Source organism: Enterococcus sp. AZ040, assembly GCF_050499185.1.
GTDB lineage: Bacteria > Bacillota > Bacilli > Lactobacillales > Enterococcaceae > Enterococcus_D > Enterococcus_D entomosocium.
Map to the genome: position 1 here is coordinate 115241 of NZ_JBMHEW010000001.1, position 15977 is coordinate 131217.

General features: G+C 46.1%; 20 protein-coding genes. All 20 read left to right on the top strand.

Annotated features, from left to right (window positions below):
- The first annotated feature begins 323 nt into the window (after window positions 1-323).
- The 20 genes from flgB (at window position 324) to flhA (ending at window position 15960) form a co-directional block, all read left to right on the top strand.
- A complete protein-coding gene (gene flgB / locus IGK63_RS00510; RefSeq protein WP_034872092.1) occupies window positions 324-683 on the top strand; it encodes a flagellar basal body rod protein FlgB in 360 nt (119 codons plus the stop codon).
- Between the two features lie 21 nt (window positions 684-704).
- A complete protein-coding gene (gene flgC, locus IGK63_RS00515; protein WP_005232807.1) occupies window positions 705-1121 on the top strand; it encodes a flagellar basal body rod protein FlgC in 417 nt (138 codons plus the stop codon).
- 7 nt (window positions 1122-1128) lie between these two features.
- Window positions 1129-1452: a flagellar hook-basal body complex protein FliE gene (gene fliE / locus IGK63_RS00520; protein ID WP_016611614.1), complete on the top strand. Its 324-nt coding sequence runs from the start codon at window positions 1129-1131 to the stop codon at window positions 1450-1452.
- Between the two features lie 27 nt (window positions 1453-1479).
- Window positions 1480-3102: a flagellar basal-body MS-ring/collar protein FliF gene (gene fliF, locus IGK63_RS00525; RefSeq protein ID WP_051154592.1), complete on the top strand. Its 1623-nt coding sequence runs from the start codon at window positions 1480-1482 to the stop codon at window positions 3100-3102.
- Between the two features lie 10 nt (window positions 3103-3112).
- A complete protein-coding gene (gene fliG, locus IGK63_RS00530; protein ID WP_005226586.1) occupies window positions 3113-4117 on the top strand; it encodes a flagellar motor switch protein FliG in 1005 nt (334 codons plus the stop codon).
- Window positions 4101-4859 (top strand): hypothetical protein, encoded by a 759-nt coding sequence (locus tag IGK63_RS00535; RefSeq protein ID WP_005232791.1) that lies wholly within the window; start codon window positions 4101-4103, stop codon window positions 4857-4859. Before fliG ends, IGK63_RS00535 begins: the two co-directional genes overlap by 17 nt.
- A complete protein-coding gene (gene fliI / locus IGK63_RS00540) occupies window positions 4856-6208 on the top strand; it encodes a flagellar protein export ATPase FliI (protein WP_016611612.1) in 1353 nt (450 codons plus the stop codon). The genes IGK63_RS00535 and fliI overlap by 4 nt, the downstream gene beginning before the upstream one ends.
- A gap of 22 nt (window positions 6209-6230) precedes the next feature.
- Window positions 6231-6650, top strand: coding sequence for a flagellar export protein FliJ (gene fliJ, locus IGK63_RS00545; RefSeq protein WP_016611611.1), 420 nt, complete (start codon window positions 6231-6233; stop codon window positions 6648-6650).
- 64 nt (window positions 6651-6714) lie between these two features.
- Window positions 6715-8052: a flagellar hook-length control protein FliK gene (locus IGK63_RS00550; RefSeq protein ID WP_016611610.1), complete on the top strand. Its 1338-nt coding sequence runs from the start codon at window positions 6715-6717 to the stop codon at window positions 8050-8052.
- A gap of 12 nt (window positions 8053-8064) precedes the next feature.
- Complete coding sequence (locus IGK63_RS00555) at window positions 8065-8493, top strand: flagellar hook capping FlgD N-terminal domain-containing protein (RefSeq protein WP_016611609.1); 429 nt, start codon at window positions 8065-8067, stop codon at window positions 8491-8493.
- The gene (locus IGK63_RS00560; RefSeq protein ID WP_005232787.1) at window positions 8490-8852 is read left to right on the top strand and encodes a hypothetical protein; all 363 of its coding nucleotides are present in this window, start codon (window positions 8490-8492) and stop codon (window positions 8850-8852) included. Before IGK63_RS00555 ends, IGK63_RS00560 begins: the two co-directional genes overlap by 4 nt.
- A gap of 78 nt (window positions 8853-8930) precedes the next feature.
- Window positions 8931-9827, top strand: a complete 897-nt coding sequence (locus IGK63_RS00565; protein ID WP_034872091.1) for a flagellar hook-basal body complex protein — start codon at window positions 8931-8933, stop codon at window positions 9825-9827.
- Between the two features lie 35 nt (window positions 9828-9862).
- Window positions 9863-10060, top strand: coding sequence for a flagellar FlbD family protein (locus IGK63_RS00570; RefSeq protein ID WP_005226609.1), 198 nt, complete (start codon window positions 9863-9865; stop codon window positions 10058-10060).
- A gap of 11 nt (window positions 10061-10071) precedes the next feature.
- Window positions 10072-10575, top strand: coding sequence for a flagellar basal body-associated FliL family protein (locus IGK63_RS00575; protein WP_008376623.1), 504 nt, complete (start codon window positions 10072-10074; stop codon window positions 10573-10575).
- A gap of 14 nt (window positions 10576-10589) precedes the next feature.
- Entirely contained in the window at window positions 10590-10955 is a 366-nt protein-coding gene (locus IGK63_RS00580; RefSeq protein ID WP_008376622.1) for a flagellar biosynthetic protein FliO, read from the top strand.
- Complete coding sequence (gene fliP / locus IGK63_RS00585) at window positions 10952-11716, top strand: flagellar type III secretion system pore protein FliP (protein ID WP_005232783.1); 765 nt, start codon at window positions 10952-10954, stop codon at window positions 11714-11716. The genes IGK63_RS00580 and fliP overlap by 4 nt, the downstream gene beginning before the upstream one ends.
- A 25-nt stretch (window positions 11717-11741) precedes the next feature.
- Window positions 11742-12005: a flagellar biosynthesis protein FliQ gene (gene fliQ, locus IGK63_RS00590; protein ID WP_005226613.1), complete on the top strand. Its 264-nt coding sequence runs from the start codon at window positions 11742-11744 to the stop codon at window positions 12003-12005.
- Between the two features lie 12 nt (window positions 12006-12017).
- On the top strand, window positions 12018-12767 hold the full coding sequence (gene fliR, locus IGK63_RS00595) for a flagellar biosynthetic protein FliR (RefSeq protein ID WP_005232781.1): 750 nt from the start codon (window positions 12018-12020) through the stop codon (window positions 12765-12767).
- Window positions 12768-12797: 30 nt separating this feature from the next.
- Window positions 12798-13865: an EscU/YscU/HrcU family type III secretion system export apparatus switch protein gene (locus IGK63_RS00600; RefSeq protein WP_016611607.1), complete on the top strand. Its 1068-nt coding sequence runs from the start codon at window positions 12798-12800 to the stop codon at window positions 13863-13865.
- Between the two features lie 19 nt (window positions 13866-13884).
- Window positions 13885-15960, top strand: coding sequence for a flagellar biosynthesis protein FlhA (flhA, locus tag IGK63_RS00605; RefSeq protein ID WP_005232779.1), 2076 nt, complete (start codon window positions 13885-13887; stop codon window positions 15958-15960).
- Window positions 15961-15977: the final 17 nt, after the last annotated feature.

Consider the following 15977-nt stretch of genomic DNA (forward strand, 5'->3'; position numbering starts at 1 on the left):
CTTGTTTTTTTATCAAAAAACTGATTTTGATCAAAAGGCATAGATATGCTTGTAAAACGCTTTATATCGATCGTTTGCTTTTTATAACTGGGGACGAAATTGCGATGAAACAGTGTTTAACAAATAACATAACACGTCTGTAACTTAAATGTCATATCCGTAAAGTTGCAAAAATCAAATTGTAAAATAAAAATAATTCTACTATAATGACATCACGTCTTCTTGTTTTTTTAATCTATAACAAAAAAATAAATAAATATATTTGTTTCTGTTCCATCGATGAAAAAAACGTTTGGTACAGAAGGTGGAAGGAGTAATTATTGTTGGATACCTATGATTTATTAAAAACAGCTATGAACGTTTCTGCACAACGCGCAGAATTGATTTCGTCTAATATCGCTAATGTCAACACGGATGGGTACAAAGCAAAACGCATCGTGTTTGAAAGCGAATTAAAGCAGGCACTCGCTTCGTCAGGGACCGACGCTGTAACAGAAGCGTCAGTTTCTCAAGTAAAACCGAAAATCACTGAAAATGCAACTACCAGTATCAAAGACAACGGCAATAACGTGGATCTTGAGGTAGAGATGTTGGATCAAGCAGCCAATGGGTTGTATTACAGTGCATTGACCGCACAAGTCAACGGACGCTTGCAAATGATGAACCTTGTCTTGAGTAATTGATAGAAAGCGCAGGAAAAACAAATGGGTATATTTAACGGACTAACGATCAACGCGAGCGGTCTAGCATTGGAACGGTTAAAACTAGATACGATCTCCAGCAATATCGCAAATGTAAATACAAATCAAACACAAACAACCGCGGCTTATCAAAAAAAGAGTATTCTTTTTTCAGAAAATTTAAAAAATAGTCGTGAAGGAACACCGGCTACATACGGTGTCAAAGTGACGGGGATCGCTGCCGATGAGACGGAAAAACTGACCTATGATCCTACCAATCCCGCTGCCAACGCTGAGGGATATGTCGGTCAATCAAATGTGGATATTGCCGATGAAATGGTGGCAATGTTGCAAGCGGTTCGAACGTACGAAGCCAATGTTTCTGCTTCAGAAATGAATAAAACAATCTTGAAAAAAGCATTAGAAATATCAAAGGGGTAACGAGAAAATGGATGGACTTTTAACGACAGGATTAACAGACTACCAAAACGTTTTGCGGACACTAGGCACGGGGGCTGCTTCAAAAGAGACTAGTGTTGTGGGCACCAAGGAAAACCAGTTTTCTTCCTACTTGACCAATGCGGTCGATCAGTTGAATCAAAAAACGGCGGTCATGGATCAAGATACTGTTAATTTGATCACCGGCGATGAAAGCGATCTAGGCAATGTGATGATTCGCATGACGGAGGCGCAATTGGCGCTACAAACAGCCGTTCAAGTACGAAACAAGTGTTTAGAAGCTTACAATGACGTGAAAAATATGCAGTTTTAGCAGTGGGTGAGGGAATAAGAATAAATGATGGATAAAGTGAAAGAATGGACAGAACAACTCAAAGACCGTTGGCAAATGCAAAGCTCTTTAAAGAAAATGATCGTTGTTCTTTCCGTTATCAGCGTTCTCGGAATCACAGCAGCTGTTTATTATTTAAATACGCGAATTGAATACGGTATCTTGTTTACGGATCTAAGCGATGCCGATGCGGGAACGATCAGCAAGGATTTGGATGAACAGCAGATCGCCTACAAATTAGCCGACAATGGGACGACTATTTTGATCGATAAGGACCAAGTCGATGAATACCGCATCAATCTTGCCGTGGACAATAAGTTACCAAATACCAGTACAGGCTTTGAATTATTTGATGATGCCAACATGATGACAACGGATGAAGACCGCAAAATCATGTATCAGCGGGCAGTAACGGGCGAACTACAGCGAGCAATCGAGTCGATCGATGCGGTCAAATCCGCCAAAGTTTTACTCGTGATGCCAGAAGAAAGTGTCTTTTCTTCGGAGGAAAGTGCGCCGACGGCCTCTATCGTGTTGTCCTTGAAAAATCAGCAAATCTCAGACGAGTCCGTGCAAGGGATCGTTACCTTGACTTCCGGCGCAGTGGAAAAGCTGAAGCCTGAAAATGTAAAAGTCGTTGATAGCGCGGGCAATACGTTGACTAGAACCGAAGATGAAGCCAGTCAATTAAGTGGCTTAAACAATAAATACATTGCCATCAAAGATTCCTATGAAAAAACGCTAGAAGAAAAAGTAGCGAAGTTGCTGACACCGATCTATGGTGCAGACAAATTCCAAGTGTCGATCAACTTAGACTTGAATTTTGATTCGATCGAGCGGAAGAAAGTCACTTATGATGACCCAGAGATCAAGAGTGAAACAGTGCAGGCTGCTGGTTCGCAAGAGACTGTCCAAGAAGCCCAAACAGGGACTGTGGATGACAATGTCTCCAATGTGACGGGCACGGATGGAGAGGGGAACAATTCCTACAGTCGTTCCGTTGAAAATGAATTGGATACCGAGACCACTACGACCATTACGGCTCCTGGCATGATCGAACGAATGACCAGCTCAATCGTGATCAATGCGAACCTTTCGCAAGCTGATCAAGCAGAATTGCAGCAGTTGATTGCTAGCGCCGTCGGCTATGACAATGATCGTGGCGATCAAATTGCGATCCAAGGGTTTGACTTTGCCCAAGCAGAGGTTGATCCAGCCGCTGATCCTCAAGGGAATGAACAGATTGCAGCTGCCAAAGGTTATGTCAAGTATGCCATCATCGGCGGTATCGTGTTGACCTTGTTCTTGGTGATCTTAATGATCGTTGGCGTGATCCGACGCCGACGCAAAGAAGACGAGTTGGAAGTGGATGTGACGGATGAAATGGTCACTTTTGCACAACCATCCGCTGCTAGCATCGGAGCGAGTAACCCGGTTGCACAAGAAGTCGTTTTTGGCGGTGTCGGTAACCGGTCTGCTGAAACGAAACCAGCGGTGCCAGAAGCATCCACACAAGAAGCCACAGCAGAACATACAGGAGAACCAACATTGGATCAAACGGCTAGAAATTATGCCGAAAGCAATCCTGAAGTAGCGGCGGAATTGATCAAAGCTTGGATGAAAGAAAAATAAGGGGGCAGCCATGGATACAATAGACGGGGTAAAAAAAGCAGCGATTCTTCTGATTTCTCTAGGATCAGATACCTCTGCAAAGATCATGAAGCTGCTGCCAGAATCATTTATACAAAAAGTGAGCTATGAGATCGCCAACATCGACTTTGTCAGTCCCGAAGAGCGGGATCAAGTGTTGGAGGAATTTTCTCATACCGCAACGGCCCGCAAATATGTCTTAGACGGCGGGATCGATTATGCCAAAAATTTGCTGAACCAAGCATTAGGCCCTCAAAAAGCCAAAGAAGTCATTGACGTATTGACTCAGATTCAGCTGCGGGAACGGCCCTTTAATATCGCTCGCAAAGCCGATGTTCAACAGTTGACCAATCTGTTGATCGGCGAACATCCACAAACGGTAGCGTTGATTTTGTGCTACATGCAGCCGGACAAAGCGGCCAGCGTCTTGTCACAGTTTCCCGATCATTTGCAAGTGGAGATCGCTGAACGGATCGGGACGATCTCCAGTACGTCGCCTTTGGTGATCGAACGGATTGAAAAAGTGATCGAGAACAAATTCTCGAATTACATTGAGAACGATACGGAAAATGTCGGTGGTGTGCATACACTGGTAGAAATCTTGAACTCAGTCAGCCGCAGTACTGAAAAGAACATTTTGAACGACTTGGAAAAGCGGCAACCGGAACTATCCAACGAAGTGAAATCAAGCTTGTTTACTTTCGAGGATATCGTGACCCTCGATCGCTTGGATGTTCAAAAAGTCTTGCGAGATGTTCAAAACGATGTCTTAGTCTTAGCGCTTAAAGGCACGACCGACGACATCAAGAACTTTATTTTCTCCAACCTCTCATCACGGGCGGTGGAAAATCTGCAAGAAGAAATTCAATTTATGGGTCCTACCCGCTTGTCTGCTGTAGAAGAAGCCCAACAAAGTGTGGTGGCTGTGATTCGACGGCTAGATGAAACCGGTGAGATCTACATCGGAAGGGGCGACCAAGATGCAGTGGTCAAATAGCAGTTTATTGAAGCAGCAGGCGGTCAAAACGACTGAAGCTGCTCGCAGTATTTTGACGGATACGACCATCAAAGCGCCGATTGAGAAACCGAGCTTAGACCCAGAACTGCAAGCGGCTAGACGTGCACGCCAGTTGGAGCAGGAACGGCATCTGCAGCAAATGGAAGCCTTGAAACAGCAAATCTTGACCGATGCACAAGCGCAAGCGGCGCAAATTCTAGCAGAAGCGAGAACGGAAGGCTTTCAAGCAGGACAAGCAGACGGCTTTCAACAAGGCTATCAAGAAGGACTCAATGCCAGCAAAGAAGCCGCGCAAGCATTGATGACACAAGCCCAAGCCAATGTCGCTGAAGCCGTTTCTGAAATCAACACCTTTCGCTCAGAGAAAAAGCAAGAAATGATCGCTTACGGCACGGCAATCGCCGAAGCCTTGATCAATCAACGTTTTACAGACGAGCAAGCAGGCTTCCTGCCTTTTGTGGAGTCTGTGCTATGGCAATTTGAACAACCCGATCAATTTGTGACTATTCGCAGCCAAGAGCAGCATCTTGCAGGGTTGCGAGAATTGTTGGAAACCAAAAAACAGACGATCAGCGGGTTTCGCTATTTACTCATGGCAGATGACGGCTTGGCGGAACACGATTTTTGTATCGAATCTGAAAATGCCTTGGTGGTTTTTGAACTGAGGGAAGAAATCGCTCGCTTTTTGAGCCAATTTTTAGAAAGCAGTGTGAAGGAATGACGTTTGAATTACCGATCACAGCGCTGCGCAAAACAGCGCAAGCACAGCCGTTCTTTACCACTTACGGCAAAGTCAGCGAAGTCGTAGGTCTGCTGATCAAAGTCGAAGGGCTGTCAGTTTTCATAGGAGAAATCTGTGAAGTCGCACTGCAAAACAAGACACATACAGCTTTAGCCGAAGTCGTGGGCTTTGTGAAAAAAACCGTGCTCCTGATGCCCCTTGATCAGCTAGAAGGCATCGGACCGGGCTGTTTAGTGCGGCCAACTGGCAAATCGTTGACGGTAAAAATCGATGATACGCTACTAGGGCACACCTTAGATGGACTAGGGCGACCGTTAGATATGGCGCTGGATCTGGAAACTGCGTCAGAATATCCAGTTAGTCAAGATTCTCCTGACCCCTTTCGTCGTCAAAAAATCGCTGAGATCATGCCGACAGGTGTCCGGGCGATCGATGGTCTCTTGACCGTCGGCCTTGGCCAACGGATCGGCATTTTTGCTGGCAGCGGGGTCGGTAAGAGTACCTTATTGGGGATGCTGGCTCGTTATTGCGAAGCAGATGTCATCGTGATCGGCTTGATCGGCGAGCGAGGACGAGAAGTCAAAGAATTTATTGAAAATGATCTAGGCCCAGAAGGCTACCGCAAGTCGGTCGTTGTCTGTGCTACCTCCGATATGCCACCCCTTGTACGACTAAAAGGGGCTCATGTGGCAACGGCGATCGCTGAGTATTACCGCGATCAAGGCAATAAAGTCGTATTGATGATGGATTCGGTGACCCGTTTTGCGATGGCGCAGCGGGAGATCGGTTTATCAACAGGTGAACCACCGACGACCAAAGGCTATACCCCTTCTGTGTTTACAGCTTTACCGAAGTTGTTAGAGCGCAGTGGGATGTCTGACAAAGGCTCGATCACTGCCTTTTATACCGTCTTGGTAGAAGGGGATGACATGAATGAACCGATCGCTGATGCGGTGCGGGGGATTCTTGACGGTCATATTCTGTTGTCACGGAAAATCGCCGCTCAAAATCATTATCCTGCCATCGATATTCAAAACAGCCTCAGCCGTTTGATGAAGACCCTCGTTTCTGAGGAACAGCATGAACATGCGGGGGAACTAAAAGAAAACATGGCGGTTTATGCAGAGGCCAAGGATTTGATCGATATCGGTGCTTACAAAAGCGGCAGTAATGCGTTGACCGACCAAGCGATCGCGTTGCATCACCCCATCCTACGGTTTTTACAGCAAAAAGTGGATGAGCGGATCCCATTCGAACAAACGATTTTTGAATTGGCGCATTTGTTCAGTGAAGAAGCGCTGATCGAGCGCCAGCGTTCGACCATGTAAAACAGATTATAAAGGAGCAACCATGCAAGCATTTCACTTTTCCTTAGAAAAAGTATTGGATCACCGAAAAACCATTGAGCAAGAAGCCAAACGAGCGTACGCCCAAAAACAGCAATTGTTGATTCAGCAAGAACAGCACCTGAACACGCTGGCACAGGAAAAAGCCCAGCTTTTTGATGTCAATGAAATTACCATTGGGCGGATGCAAGTGCAGCAACGCTATTTGCTTGCTTTGAATGCCACCATCGATGAGGTTCAGAACAAAATGTTTCACGTGAAGCAAGAATTGGCAGAGTCTTTATCGGTAGTGGTAGAAGCGCAGCAGGAACGCAAGATCGTGGAAAAACTGCGAGAAAAACAATTTGCTGAATACACCTATGAACAGCAATTGGAAGAGCAAAAACAATTGGATGAGTTCGGCAATCGCGCCTTATTTTCTTAAAGAACTAATGTTTTAGTGATGAGATGACCTTGGTTTTAAAGCATCAGCTGAGAGGAGGTGAACAATGAAAGAGATCACAACAAGTGCCGCAACCGCTGTACCTGTCGGTAGCAAATCAAAAAAGATGGAGGCGTCACCAGAGGTCTTCAGTTTGATGATGCGACAGCTGACAGTTCAAGCAGGCAGCAACCTGCCAGCCCCTATCGAAACATCAGGGATGACGGAGCAAATCGCCGCCGCACCAGAAATGGGTACGGCCAGCAGTATGGAACATCTGCCGCAGGAGTCAGAAATCACTTCAGCAGCTGAACAATCTGCAACGACGCAAGCGCCAGAAATGAGCCAGATCAGCCAGACACCTTTTGCAGGCTTGGTTCAGGAAGCGGCACAGGCATCAATGGTAACGACGGAGCAGAACCAAACAAGCGCCACAGCAGCTTTAGCACCAATAGACGTAGCCAACACAGTCATCGACCCCTCCGAGTCTACGCTTGAAGGTCTGGATTTGATGACAAATGACAGAAGTGAAGCCGCAGCACCAACGCTTGAAACGCCTTTGCCAGAAGACTTAGTAGGCGAAGAGCAGTCCACGGCAAAAGGGATCGCGACTTTCAAGGAAATCGATTCAGTAACAAAAGCCGCGATTGCGCAGACGACAGAAGCACAGCTGAAACAGTCCACCGAAGGGACCGCTCAATTGGGCCAAACGGGACCATTGGATCAAGTGTCGCCAGTGACCCACCAAGCGACGGATACGACTAGCACCTTGCAAAGCACGAAGGAAACAGTCGCCAAAAATACGGAAGCTGTTTCTGCACAAGCCATTGCTTTTTCGGCAGTAACCGACAACGAAATGGCGACACCAGCACTGCAACTGCTTGATGTTTCTCCCCTTTTGAGCAAGCAAGGACTAGCACCAACAAAAGCGAGTATGGAGCAAGCGGCTCTGCCCTTAGCAAAAGCGACTGCCCAACTCGTCCAAACGAGCAGCACGTCAAGCGAGAAAAAAATCACGTTGCAATTCGTTCCCGAGAAATTAGGCACGATCCAGCTTTCTCTAGAAACGAATGCCCAAGGCAGCCGCTTAGAACTGACCGTTCAGCAGCCGCAAGCCAAAGAATTATTGCTGTCCATCAAGCATGAGCTAGAGCAAGTTTTGCAAAAGCAAGAGCAGCCGATCCTAGCAATCAAAGAACCTACGTTAGCTTCTGTCCAGCAGGCTGGTCCGCTGTCAAATCAATCCTTTGCCGGCAGTATGATGGCAAGTGACAGTCAGTTAAACCAACAGCGTTTTTTACAGGCTCAAAAAGGACAAAGCAAAAAGCCATTTCATCAAAGCAATACGGTTGAAGAAGAGCAGCAATTAGCACCGATCGATCATGCGATCAGTATTTTAGTGTAAAGGAGGAGACCTATGGCAGATGAAATTACAGCAGCTGCGGCAGGTATTGCCAATACATCGGCATTAACGCAAACAAAAAAATCTTCAGATATCTCCATGGATGATTTTTTGAAGATCTTAGCAGCATCTATGAGCAACCCATCGATGGGAGGCAGCGATTCTTCTGGTGGTAGCACCGACTATATCTCGCAACTGGTTCAATTTACGACCTTAGAGAGCTTGAATGAATTGAGCGAAACGTTGACGACCTCGGTGATTTTACAGCAACAGCAGCAAGCTTTTAGCTTGATCAATAAACAAGTCACTCTGATGGACGGCACAGAAACATTGTCAGGAACCATCGAAAAGGTCCGCTTTGCCAATGGCTACGCCACGATCGTCGTAAATGGCAAAGAATACAGTATGAGTGCGATCCAAGAGATTGGCGGCGAAGCAAAATGAGTTTGACGATTCAACAGGGGCTGCAAAAAGTTGCCGGGGAGCCTTATCAAAATCCCCGCAAAGCCGTGGACAAACAAGCCTTCTCTTCAATGCTTGAACAAAAACAAAACGACATCAAAGTCTCGCACCATGCGCAAAAGCGTTTGACCGCAAGGGAATTGACCTTACAAGACGATGATTACCAATCCCTTTCAACGGCGCTTAGCGAGCTAGCGGAAAAAGGCAGCAAAGAATCACTGCTTGTTTACAAAGATATGGGCTTGATCGCCGATGTCCATTCACGAACCATCATTACGGCGATGGGGATGAATGAGCTTCACACCGTCACCAATATTGACAGCGCCACATTTATCAAATAGCAGCTGGACTGAAAAGGGGCTGCAAGTATTTTCTGAATGACAGAGGAAAATACGCCAACCATAAGGAGGAAAATAAGCATGTTACGATCATTATATTCAGGTGTCAGTGGAATGAAAAATCTTCAAACGAAAATGGACGTGGTTTCAAATAATATCGCCAACGTCAATACGGTCGGGTTCAAATCAAGTCGAGTCCTTTTCCAAGACATGATGAGCCAAACGATGTCTAACGCAACTGCACCAGGCAACGGCTTAGGCGGGATCAATGCAACGCAGATCGGTTTAGGGGTTCAGACGGGCTCCATCGATACCATCAATACAGTCGGTGCCCCGCAATCGACTGGTCGCAGCATGGATTTTTATATCAGCGGACAAGGCTACTTTATGGTACAAGGACCAGGAGCAAATGGCGAAACCTATTACACACGAGATGGCGCATTTGTTCGCGACAGCAACGGAACCTTGACCAATAGTGATGGGATGCAAGTCTTAGGTCGTTCAGTCAATGGCGGTCAACCAGTTGTCTATGATGACAACTTTGATGAAAACACGGCATTGAGCAGACAAGGTGCGGTATCTCCCTTGTCGATTCCAAGCACACTGACCGTCAATGGGGAAACCTTGACCTATAACTCCATGGCAATCGATGCCAATGGCTTAGTGTTGGCAAAATACGGCAATCAAACCTTTGTGATGGGAAAAGTCGGTGTCGCAACCTTCAATAACCCAGAAGGCTTAGAAAAAGTCGGCGGCAACAACTATATCCAAACCAGCAACTCAGGAAATGCGATCGTTGCAGGCCCCGGCAATAATGGAGCGGGAACGCTGCAAGCAGGTGCCTTGGAAATGTCGAATGTCGATCTTTCGACAGAATTTACCGAAATGATCATTGCGAGCCGTGCCTATCAAGCAAATTCAAGAAGTATTACGACTTCTGATGAAATGCTGCAAGAATTATTGAATCTAAAACGTTAAGAACGTGACGCTTCATCGTTGAGAGGAGTTTGACCATGATTCTAGTGACCGCATTGAATGGCAAGCCATTCTATTTAAATCCAACATTGATTTATCGGATCGAAGAAATGCCGGATACATTGATCACACTGACAGACGGCAAAACCTTAGTGGTGACGGAAGCTGCGCAAGAAGTTGCGCAGCGGGTGATCGAGTATCATACGGTGATCCATTCGAACCAAGTGAAAACGTAAGGGTGGGAAAGATGGCAAAAGAAGAAAAAGTACCAAAAGCAGAAAAAGAGAAAAAAGGCTTGAACATGGTTGTTTTACTGCCGATCCTCTTGATCGTGGTAGTCGGCGGCAGTATCGGCGGAACCTTAGTGACGAATCACTTTTTGACGGGGGAAAAAACAGCAGCTGCTGAAACAGCAAAAGACAGCAGCAAAATCTCCTCAGACGAAGCGATCGTGGCATTGGATGAATTTTTAGTCAATCTGGCAAAAGAAGACAACCAAGAGCAGCAATACATGAAGGTCAATTTATCGATTTTAGTGGCGGATGAGGAAAAAAGCGCGGAAGCCACGAAAAATGTGGCTGTCATTCGTGACAGCGTCGTAAACTTATTGCGCCAACAAAAGGCCAGCGGTATTTTGAGCTCCGCCGAAAGTGTACCGAATTTAAAAAAAGCATTGAAAGAAACAATTAATCAGGAATACGGATCAGAAATCGCCAAGGATGTTTATGTGACGGATTTAGTGATCCAATAGAAAGAGGCATGTTGATGGAAACATTTTTATCGCTGGTCAAAATGATTGGGTTTTTGCTGCTTATTCTTTATTTGATCAACATTAGTTTGAAATATTTGAATCGTTACACGAACCAGCACAATCACCAGTTGCGTATTTTGCAAAAAATCGCCGTCAGCAAGTCGTCTTCGATCGGGATCGTCCAAATCATGGACAAATGTTACGTCATGAGCTTTTCTGAACAGCAAAATCAGATCATCAAAGAGTTGACGCAAGAAGAAACGGCCGCTTTTTTACAGCAAAGCCTAGAAAGCACCCAAGTGCAAGCTGGCAAAGATTTTTCTGAATGGCTAAACAAAGCCAAGGCGGAAATTGCTGGAAAACGAGGCAAGCAAAAATGAAGATCAAAGGCAGAGATATCAAGATCATGGCTGCGGTCCTTTTCAGCAGTCTGATGCTTCCGCAGACGGCATTTGCGCTAGACACGGAAGACGTCAGTTCCACCATCAACAATTTATTGTCGAATGGGAATGGCTCAAGTGATACGATCAATACTTTCTTGTTGCTGACGCTGCTTTCCCTTTTACCAGTCTTGCTGATCATGATGACTTCTTTTACTCGTATCATCATGGTTTTGTCCTTTGTGCGTAGTTCGTTAGGTACACAGCAAAACCCGCCCAATCAAGTGTTGATCGGGTTGGCCTTATTCTTGACATTTTTTATTATGAAACCTGTGTATACCGACGTCTACCAGCAAGCGATTGAACCGTTTGATCGACAAGAGATCAGCCAAGCCGAAGCCTTTGACCGCTCAGAAAAACGGATCAAGGCCTTTATGATGGTACAGACACGGGAAAAAGACATTGCCTTGTTTGCGGAAGCTGATGGGGAGACCGAAAAGTATCATTCTTCTGACGATGTTCCTCTGACCGTTATGGTACCGGCGTTTATTATCAGTGAGTTACGAACGGCTTTCAGTATCGGCTTTTTGATTTTTATCCCCTTTTTGATCATTGATCTGGTCGTCTCCAGTATCTTGATGTCGATGGGGATGATGATGCTGTCGCCGATCATGATCTCACTGCCCTTCAAGATCTTACTATTTGTTTTAGTGGATGGCTGGTATCTGATCGTGGAGTCGCTGATCAAGAGCTTTCAATAGCCGCTAAGAAAGGAGCCAAGAGGAAATGACAGTAGAAATGGTACTTGATGTGCTAAGGGAAGCCTTTCTTCGAATTTTAGCGATATCTGGCCCTGCCTTATTGGTCGGCATGCTCGTTGGATTGGTGATCAGTATTTTTCAAGCCACTACCCAAATCCAAGAACAAACGTTGAGCTTTGTGCCGAAACTATTAGCGATTTTTTTGACCTTGATCTTGGCGGGGAATTTTATGCTGAATCTCTTGTTGAATTTTACCAAAATGATCTTCAAGATGATTGCGGCAATGTAAGGAGGAAACCTGATGGCGCCGATTCAAGCGACGGTGTTGATTTTTTGTCGAATATTGGCGTTTGTCGTCCTTTGTCCGATCTTCTCACAGCAAAATTTTCCGTCACTGGCAAAAATCGTGATCGGCATGGCGTTGACGGTCCTATGTCTGCCGACGGCACCTGCGATTCCCGAGCTTTCCCTCTTTATGCTGACGGTTTTCGTCATCAAGGAAGTACTGTTTGGGATGGCGATGGGCTATTTGAGTCAGCTGGTCTTTACTGGTGTGGAAATTGCGGGTCAACTGATCGACTTTCAAGTAGGCTTTTCGATGGCGCAAGCCTATGATCCGACGTTGCAAATCGCCTCTTCCCAGTATGGCAAAACGTACTATTGGCTGACGATCGCTGTGTTTTTTGGACTTGATCTGCATCATCGACTGATCACAGCATTGCTGTTGTCTTTTCGGATCGTGCCCTTAGGCTCTGTGGTGATCCAAGGAACGACGGTTGAAGGCATCGTCAAACTTTTCAGCCAAATGATGGTGATGGCAGTTAATCTTGCGGCACCAATGATCATTGCGCTGCTGTTGGTGGACCTGGTGCTAGGTGTGATTTCTCGGTCGATTCCCCAGATCAATATTTTGATGATGAGTCTTTCGATGAAAACCGCCATCAGTTTTGTGGTGTTTCTCTTGCTACTACCCAATGTCCTTTCGTACTTAGGCAAACACTTGCCAGATACGGTCCGCTATTTGCAGGAGTTTATCGAGTCCTTTCAATAAAGTAACAGGTAGCCAGCAGGAGGTGAGAAGATGGCAGAAAAAGATGGCAAAACCGAACTACCTAGTGCCAAGCGGCTGCGGGATGCCCGCAAACGCGGGGAGGTCCCTAAGACCCAGGAATTAGCAGCAGCTGTTTCGCTATTGGTCTTCTCGTTTTTGATCCTGTCTTTATGGCAGTTTTTCGCCGCTTCTTTTTTGCCTTATTTTTCCCGAAGTTTGGCGCAGCTGGCTGATTATCAAACCAGTTTGGCGGATCTGCCGAAACTGGGGGTGCAGAGTATCTTGCTGCTGCTTTTGTTGTGTGCGCCCGTCTTTCTGGTCGCGCTCGGAGTCGGGCTTATCACGAATTATGCCCAAGTCGGTCTGTTGTTTTCCGGCAAGGCCATCAAACCAGATTTTAAAAAGCTGAACCCCATCAGCGGGATCAAGCAGCAATTCAGTTTGCGCTCGTTGATGAATTTAGGCAAAACATTGGCGAAATTCGGCGTGATCGTCTACTTGTGCTATCAACAATTTTTAGCCGCCGTCCCTGTTTTACTTGGTTTGAGTGAAGTGGGGTTGGAAAAAACGATCCTGTTCATGCTACTGCGTGCCAAAGAATTGTTTTTACAGATTTCGATTTTCTTGATCATTTTGGCCGTAGTCGACTACGGCTACCAACGCTATAGCCATCGTAAGAACTTGATGATGAGCAAGCAGGAAGTCAAAGAAGAGTTCAAGCAAATGGAAGGTGATCCGCAAGTCAAAGCACAGCGCAAAGCGAAATACCGTGCGATGACCCAAAATGCCATCGCCAACGTCAAAGAAGCGACGGTTTTGATCACCAATCCGACCCATTTCGCCATTGCGATTCGTTACGATGCCAGCAGTGAAGGGGTGCCGCGGGTCTTGGCCAAAGGGGCAGATCAGCTGGCGCAGCGGATGAAAGCAGAAGCCCTGAAAGAAAATATCCCACAGATCGAAAACCGTGAAGTGGCACGAGCCCTTTATCGTCAAGTAGAACCCGGGGATCTGATCCCTGTTGAAATGTATGAAGCCATTGCCGAAATCATCGCTTTGGTCTATCAGTTAGAAGAAAGCCAACGCGGCAAGATTTAAGGAAACAGGAGGAACAAAAATGAATGAGGCTGCCTCAAAACCGAAAAAAGGCATTGGTCTGGCGGATATCTTAATCTCGGTGATCGTCCTAGCTATTATTGGTTTGATTATTATTCCATTACCGAGTGCATTATTAGATATTTTGATCATTATCAATTTGACGATCGCGATCAACATTTTACTGATCACCCTGTTTACCAAATCAGTGTTGGAATTCACTACGTTTCCAACCTTGTTGCTGATCACAACGATGTTTCGTTTAGGTTTGAACCTATCTTCCACTCGTTTGATCTTGACCCAAGGAAATGGCGGACACGTGATCGATGCCTTCGCCAATGTCGTTGCCGGCAGCAATTACATCGTGGGGATCATTTTGTTCGTGATCATCATGGTGGTTCAGCTAGTCGTCGTGACCAATGGTGCAGGGCGTGTCTCCGAGGTGACTGCTCGCTTCACATTGGATGCGATGCCCGGCAAGCAAATGGCGATCGATTCCGACCTAAATGCCGGTTTGATCACGGAAGCGGATGCCCGCAAACGACGAAAAGATCTGCAGCGAGAAGCTGATTTCTTTGGTTCGATGGATGGTGCCAGCAAGTTTGTCAAAGGGGATGCGATCGCAGGGATCTTGATCACTGTCATCAATTTAGTCGGCGGGGCGATCATTTTCTCCATGGGGGGACAAATGACCGTCATGGAAGCCTTCGCCCAATTCGGGAAACTGGCGATCGGGGATGGCTTGGTCAGCTCGATTCCCTCTTTATTGATTTCGATTGCTTCTGGGGTGATCGTGACTCGTTCCGATAACGATAGTTCCTTTGGTTTGGATATTGCGGCAGATGTGATGCGTAATCCCCAACTTTTTCGGATCGTGGGGGCGATTCTCTTCGTCTTAGCCTTAGTTCCTGGGTTTCCGTTTGTGCCTTTTGTGTTGATTGGTTTAGGCCTTTTCGCAGCCAGCTTTCTGGTGACGCAAAAAGAAGAAAAGCAGCGAGTGGAACAAAAACAATGGGAACAAAAATTGGCACTGGAACGCAAAAAAGAAGCACAGGAAGAAGACGATTCCGTGGCTTCCTTCCAAGTGGAACCAATCTCAGTGGAAATCGGTTATGGTCTGATCCCTATCGTGGATAGTTCGATCGACAACAGCTTGATGAACCGCATCGTGGCGATCCGTAAACAGAGTGCTAGAGAATTAGGGATCTTAGTCAGTCCCGTTCGTATTCGCGACAACCTCTACTTGGATGCCAATGATTACGTGATCAAGATCCGCGGCAACGAAGTCGGCCGCGGCGATATTTACCCGAATAAAGTCATGGTGATCAGTCCGAATGAAGAGCCGTTTCCTTTTCAAGGAATCGCAACAAAAGAACCAGCCTTTCATCTGGATGCTATGTGGATCGATGAATCCGATAAGGAGATGGCGGATCTGCAAGGGTTTACGATTATCGAGCCGTTGACCGTGATCGCAACACACTTAAAAGAAATCATCTATGCCCATGCACCAGAGCTGTTAGGTCGCCAAGAAGTCAAGAAATTATTGGAGGGCATCAAAGAACAGTACAATGTCGTGATCGATGAATTGATCCCCGATATTTTGCGGCTCGGCGAGGTCCAAAAAGTTTTACAAAATTTATTGGATGAGCAAATTCCCATCAATGACTTAGCAACGATCTTAGAAACCTTAGCCGATTACGGCGTTGTCACGAAAGACGTAGAAGTTTTGACAGAATATGTCCGCCAAGCATTGAAACGGACGATCGCTGCCAAGTATGCCAATGAGAACCACGAGCTGCAAGTGGCGGTGATCCAGCCGAAACTAGAAGAAATCATCGCTCAAAGTATCCAAAAAACCGCAACTGGCTCGTACCCGGTCTTAAAACCAGATACCGTGACCAAGCTGTTGGATTCCATCAGTGGGATCCAACATGCAGCGATCGCTCAAAATATCAATTTCGTCATTTTAGCATCGCCTAAGATCCGGTTAGCATTCAAAAAAATGATCGTTTTTAATTTTCCAGATATCGCCGTTCTTTCTCTAAATGAGATTCCCAATGAAATTGCGATCGAAACGGTGGGCAGTATTGACATTTAAGCAGAATTTTCTTAGGA

Coding starts and splice junctions, on each gene's coding strand:
- fliR (WP_005232781.1), top strand. CDS start 12,018: ATGGCGCCGATTCAAGCGACGGTGTTGATTTTTTGTCGAATATTGGCG.
- IGK63_RS00555 (WP_016611609.1), top strand. CDS start 8,065: ATGGCAGATGAAATTACAGCAGCTGCGGCAGGTATTGCCAATACATCG.
- flhA (WP_005232779.1), top strand. CDS start 13,885: ATGAATGAGGCTGCCTCAAAACCGAAAAAAGGCATTGGTCTGGCGGAT.
- IGK63_RS00600 (WP_016611607.1), top strand. CDS start 12,798: ATGGCAGAAAAAGATGGCAAAACCGAACTACCTAGTGCCAAGCGGCTG.
- fliF (WP_051154592.1), top strand. CDS start 1,480: ATGGATAAAGTGAAAGAATGGACAGAACAACTCAAAGACCGTTGGCAA.
- flgC (WP_005232807.1), top strand. CDS start 705: ATGGGTATATTTAACGGACTAACGATCAACGCGAGCGGTCTAGCATTG.
- IGK63_RS00560 (WP_005232787.1), top strand. CDS start 8,490: ATGAGTTTGACGATTCAACAGGGGCTGCAAAAAGTTGCCGGGGAGCCT.
- fliG (WP_005226586.1), top strand. CDS start 3,113: ATGGATACAATAGACGGGGTAAAAAAAGCAGCGATTCTTCTGATTTCT.
- IGK63_RS00565 (WP_034872091.1), top strand. CDS start 8,931: ATGTTACGATCATTATATTCAGGTGTCAGTGGAATGAAAAATCTTCAA.
- fliI (WP_016611612.1), top strand. CDS start 4,856: ATGACGTTTGAATTACCGATCACAGCGCTGCGCAAAACAGCGCAAGCA.
- fliJ (WP_016611611.1), top strand. CDS start 6,231: ATGCAAGCATTTCACTTTTCCTTAGAAAAAGTATTGGATCACCGAAAA.
- IGK63_RS00550 (WP_016611610.1), top strand. CDS start 6,715: ATGAAAGAGATCACAACAAGTGCCGCAACCGCTGTACCTGTCGGTAGC.
- fliP (WP_005232783.1), top strand. CDS start 10,952: ATGAAGATCAAAGGCAGAGATATCAAGATCATGGCTGCGGTCCTTTTC.
- IGK63_RS00535 (WP_005232791.1), top strand. CDS start 4,101: ATGCAGTGGTCAAATAGCAGTTTATTGAAGCAGCAGGCGGTCAAAACG.
- fliE (WP_016611614.1), top strand. CDS start 1,129: ATGGATGGACTTTTAACGACAGGATTAACAGACTACCAAAACGTTTTG.
- IGK63_RS00575 (WP_008376623.1), top strand. CDS start 10,072: ATGGCAAAAGAAGAAAAAGTACCAAAAGCAGAAAAAGAGAAAAAAGGC.
- IGK63_RS00570 (WP_005226609.1), top strand. CDS start 9,863: ATGATTCTAGTGACCGCATTGAATGGCAAGCCATTCTATTTAAATCCA.
- IGK63_RS00580 (WP_008376622.1), top strand. CDS start 10,590: ATGGAAACATTTTTATCGCTGGTCAAAATGATTGGGTTTTTGCTGCTT.
- fliQ (WP_005226613.1), top strand. CDS start 11,742: ATGACAGTAGAAATGGTACTTGATGTGCTAAGGGAAGCCTTTCTTCGA.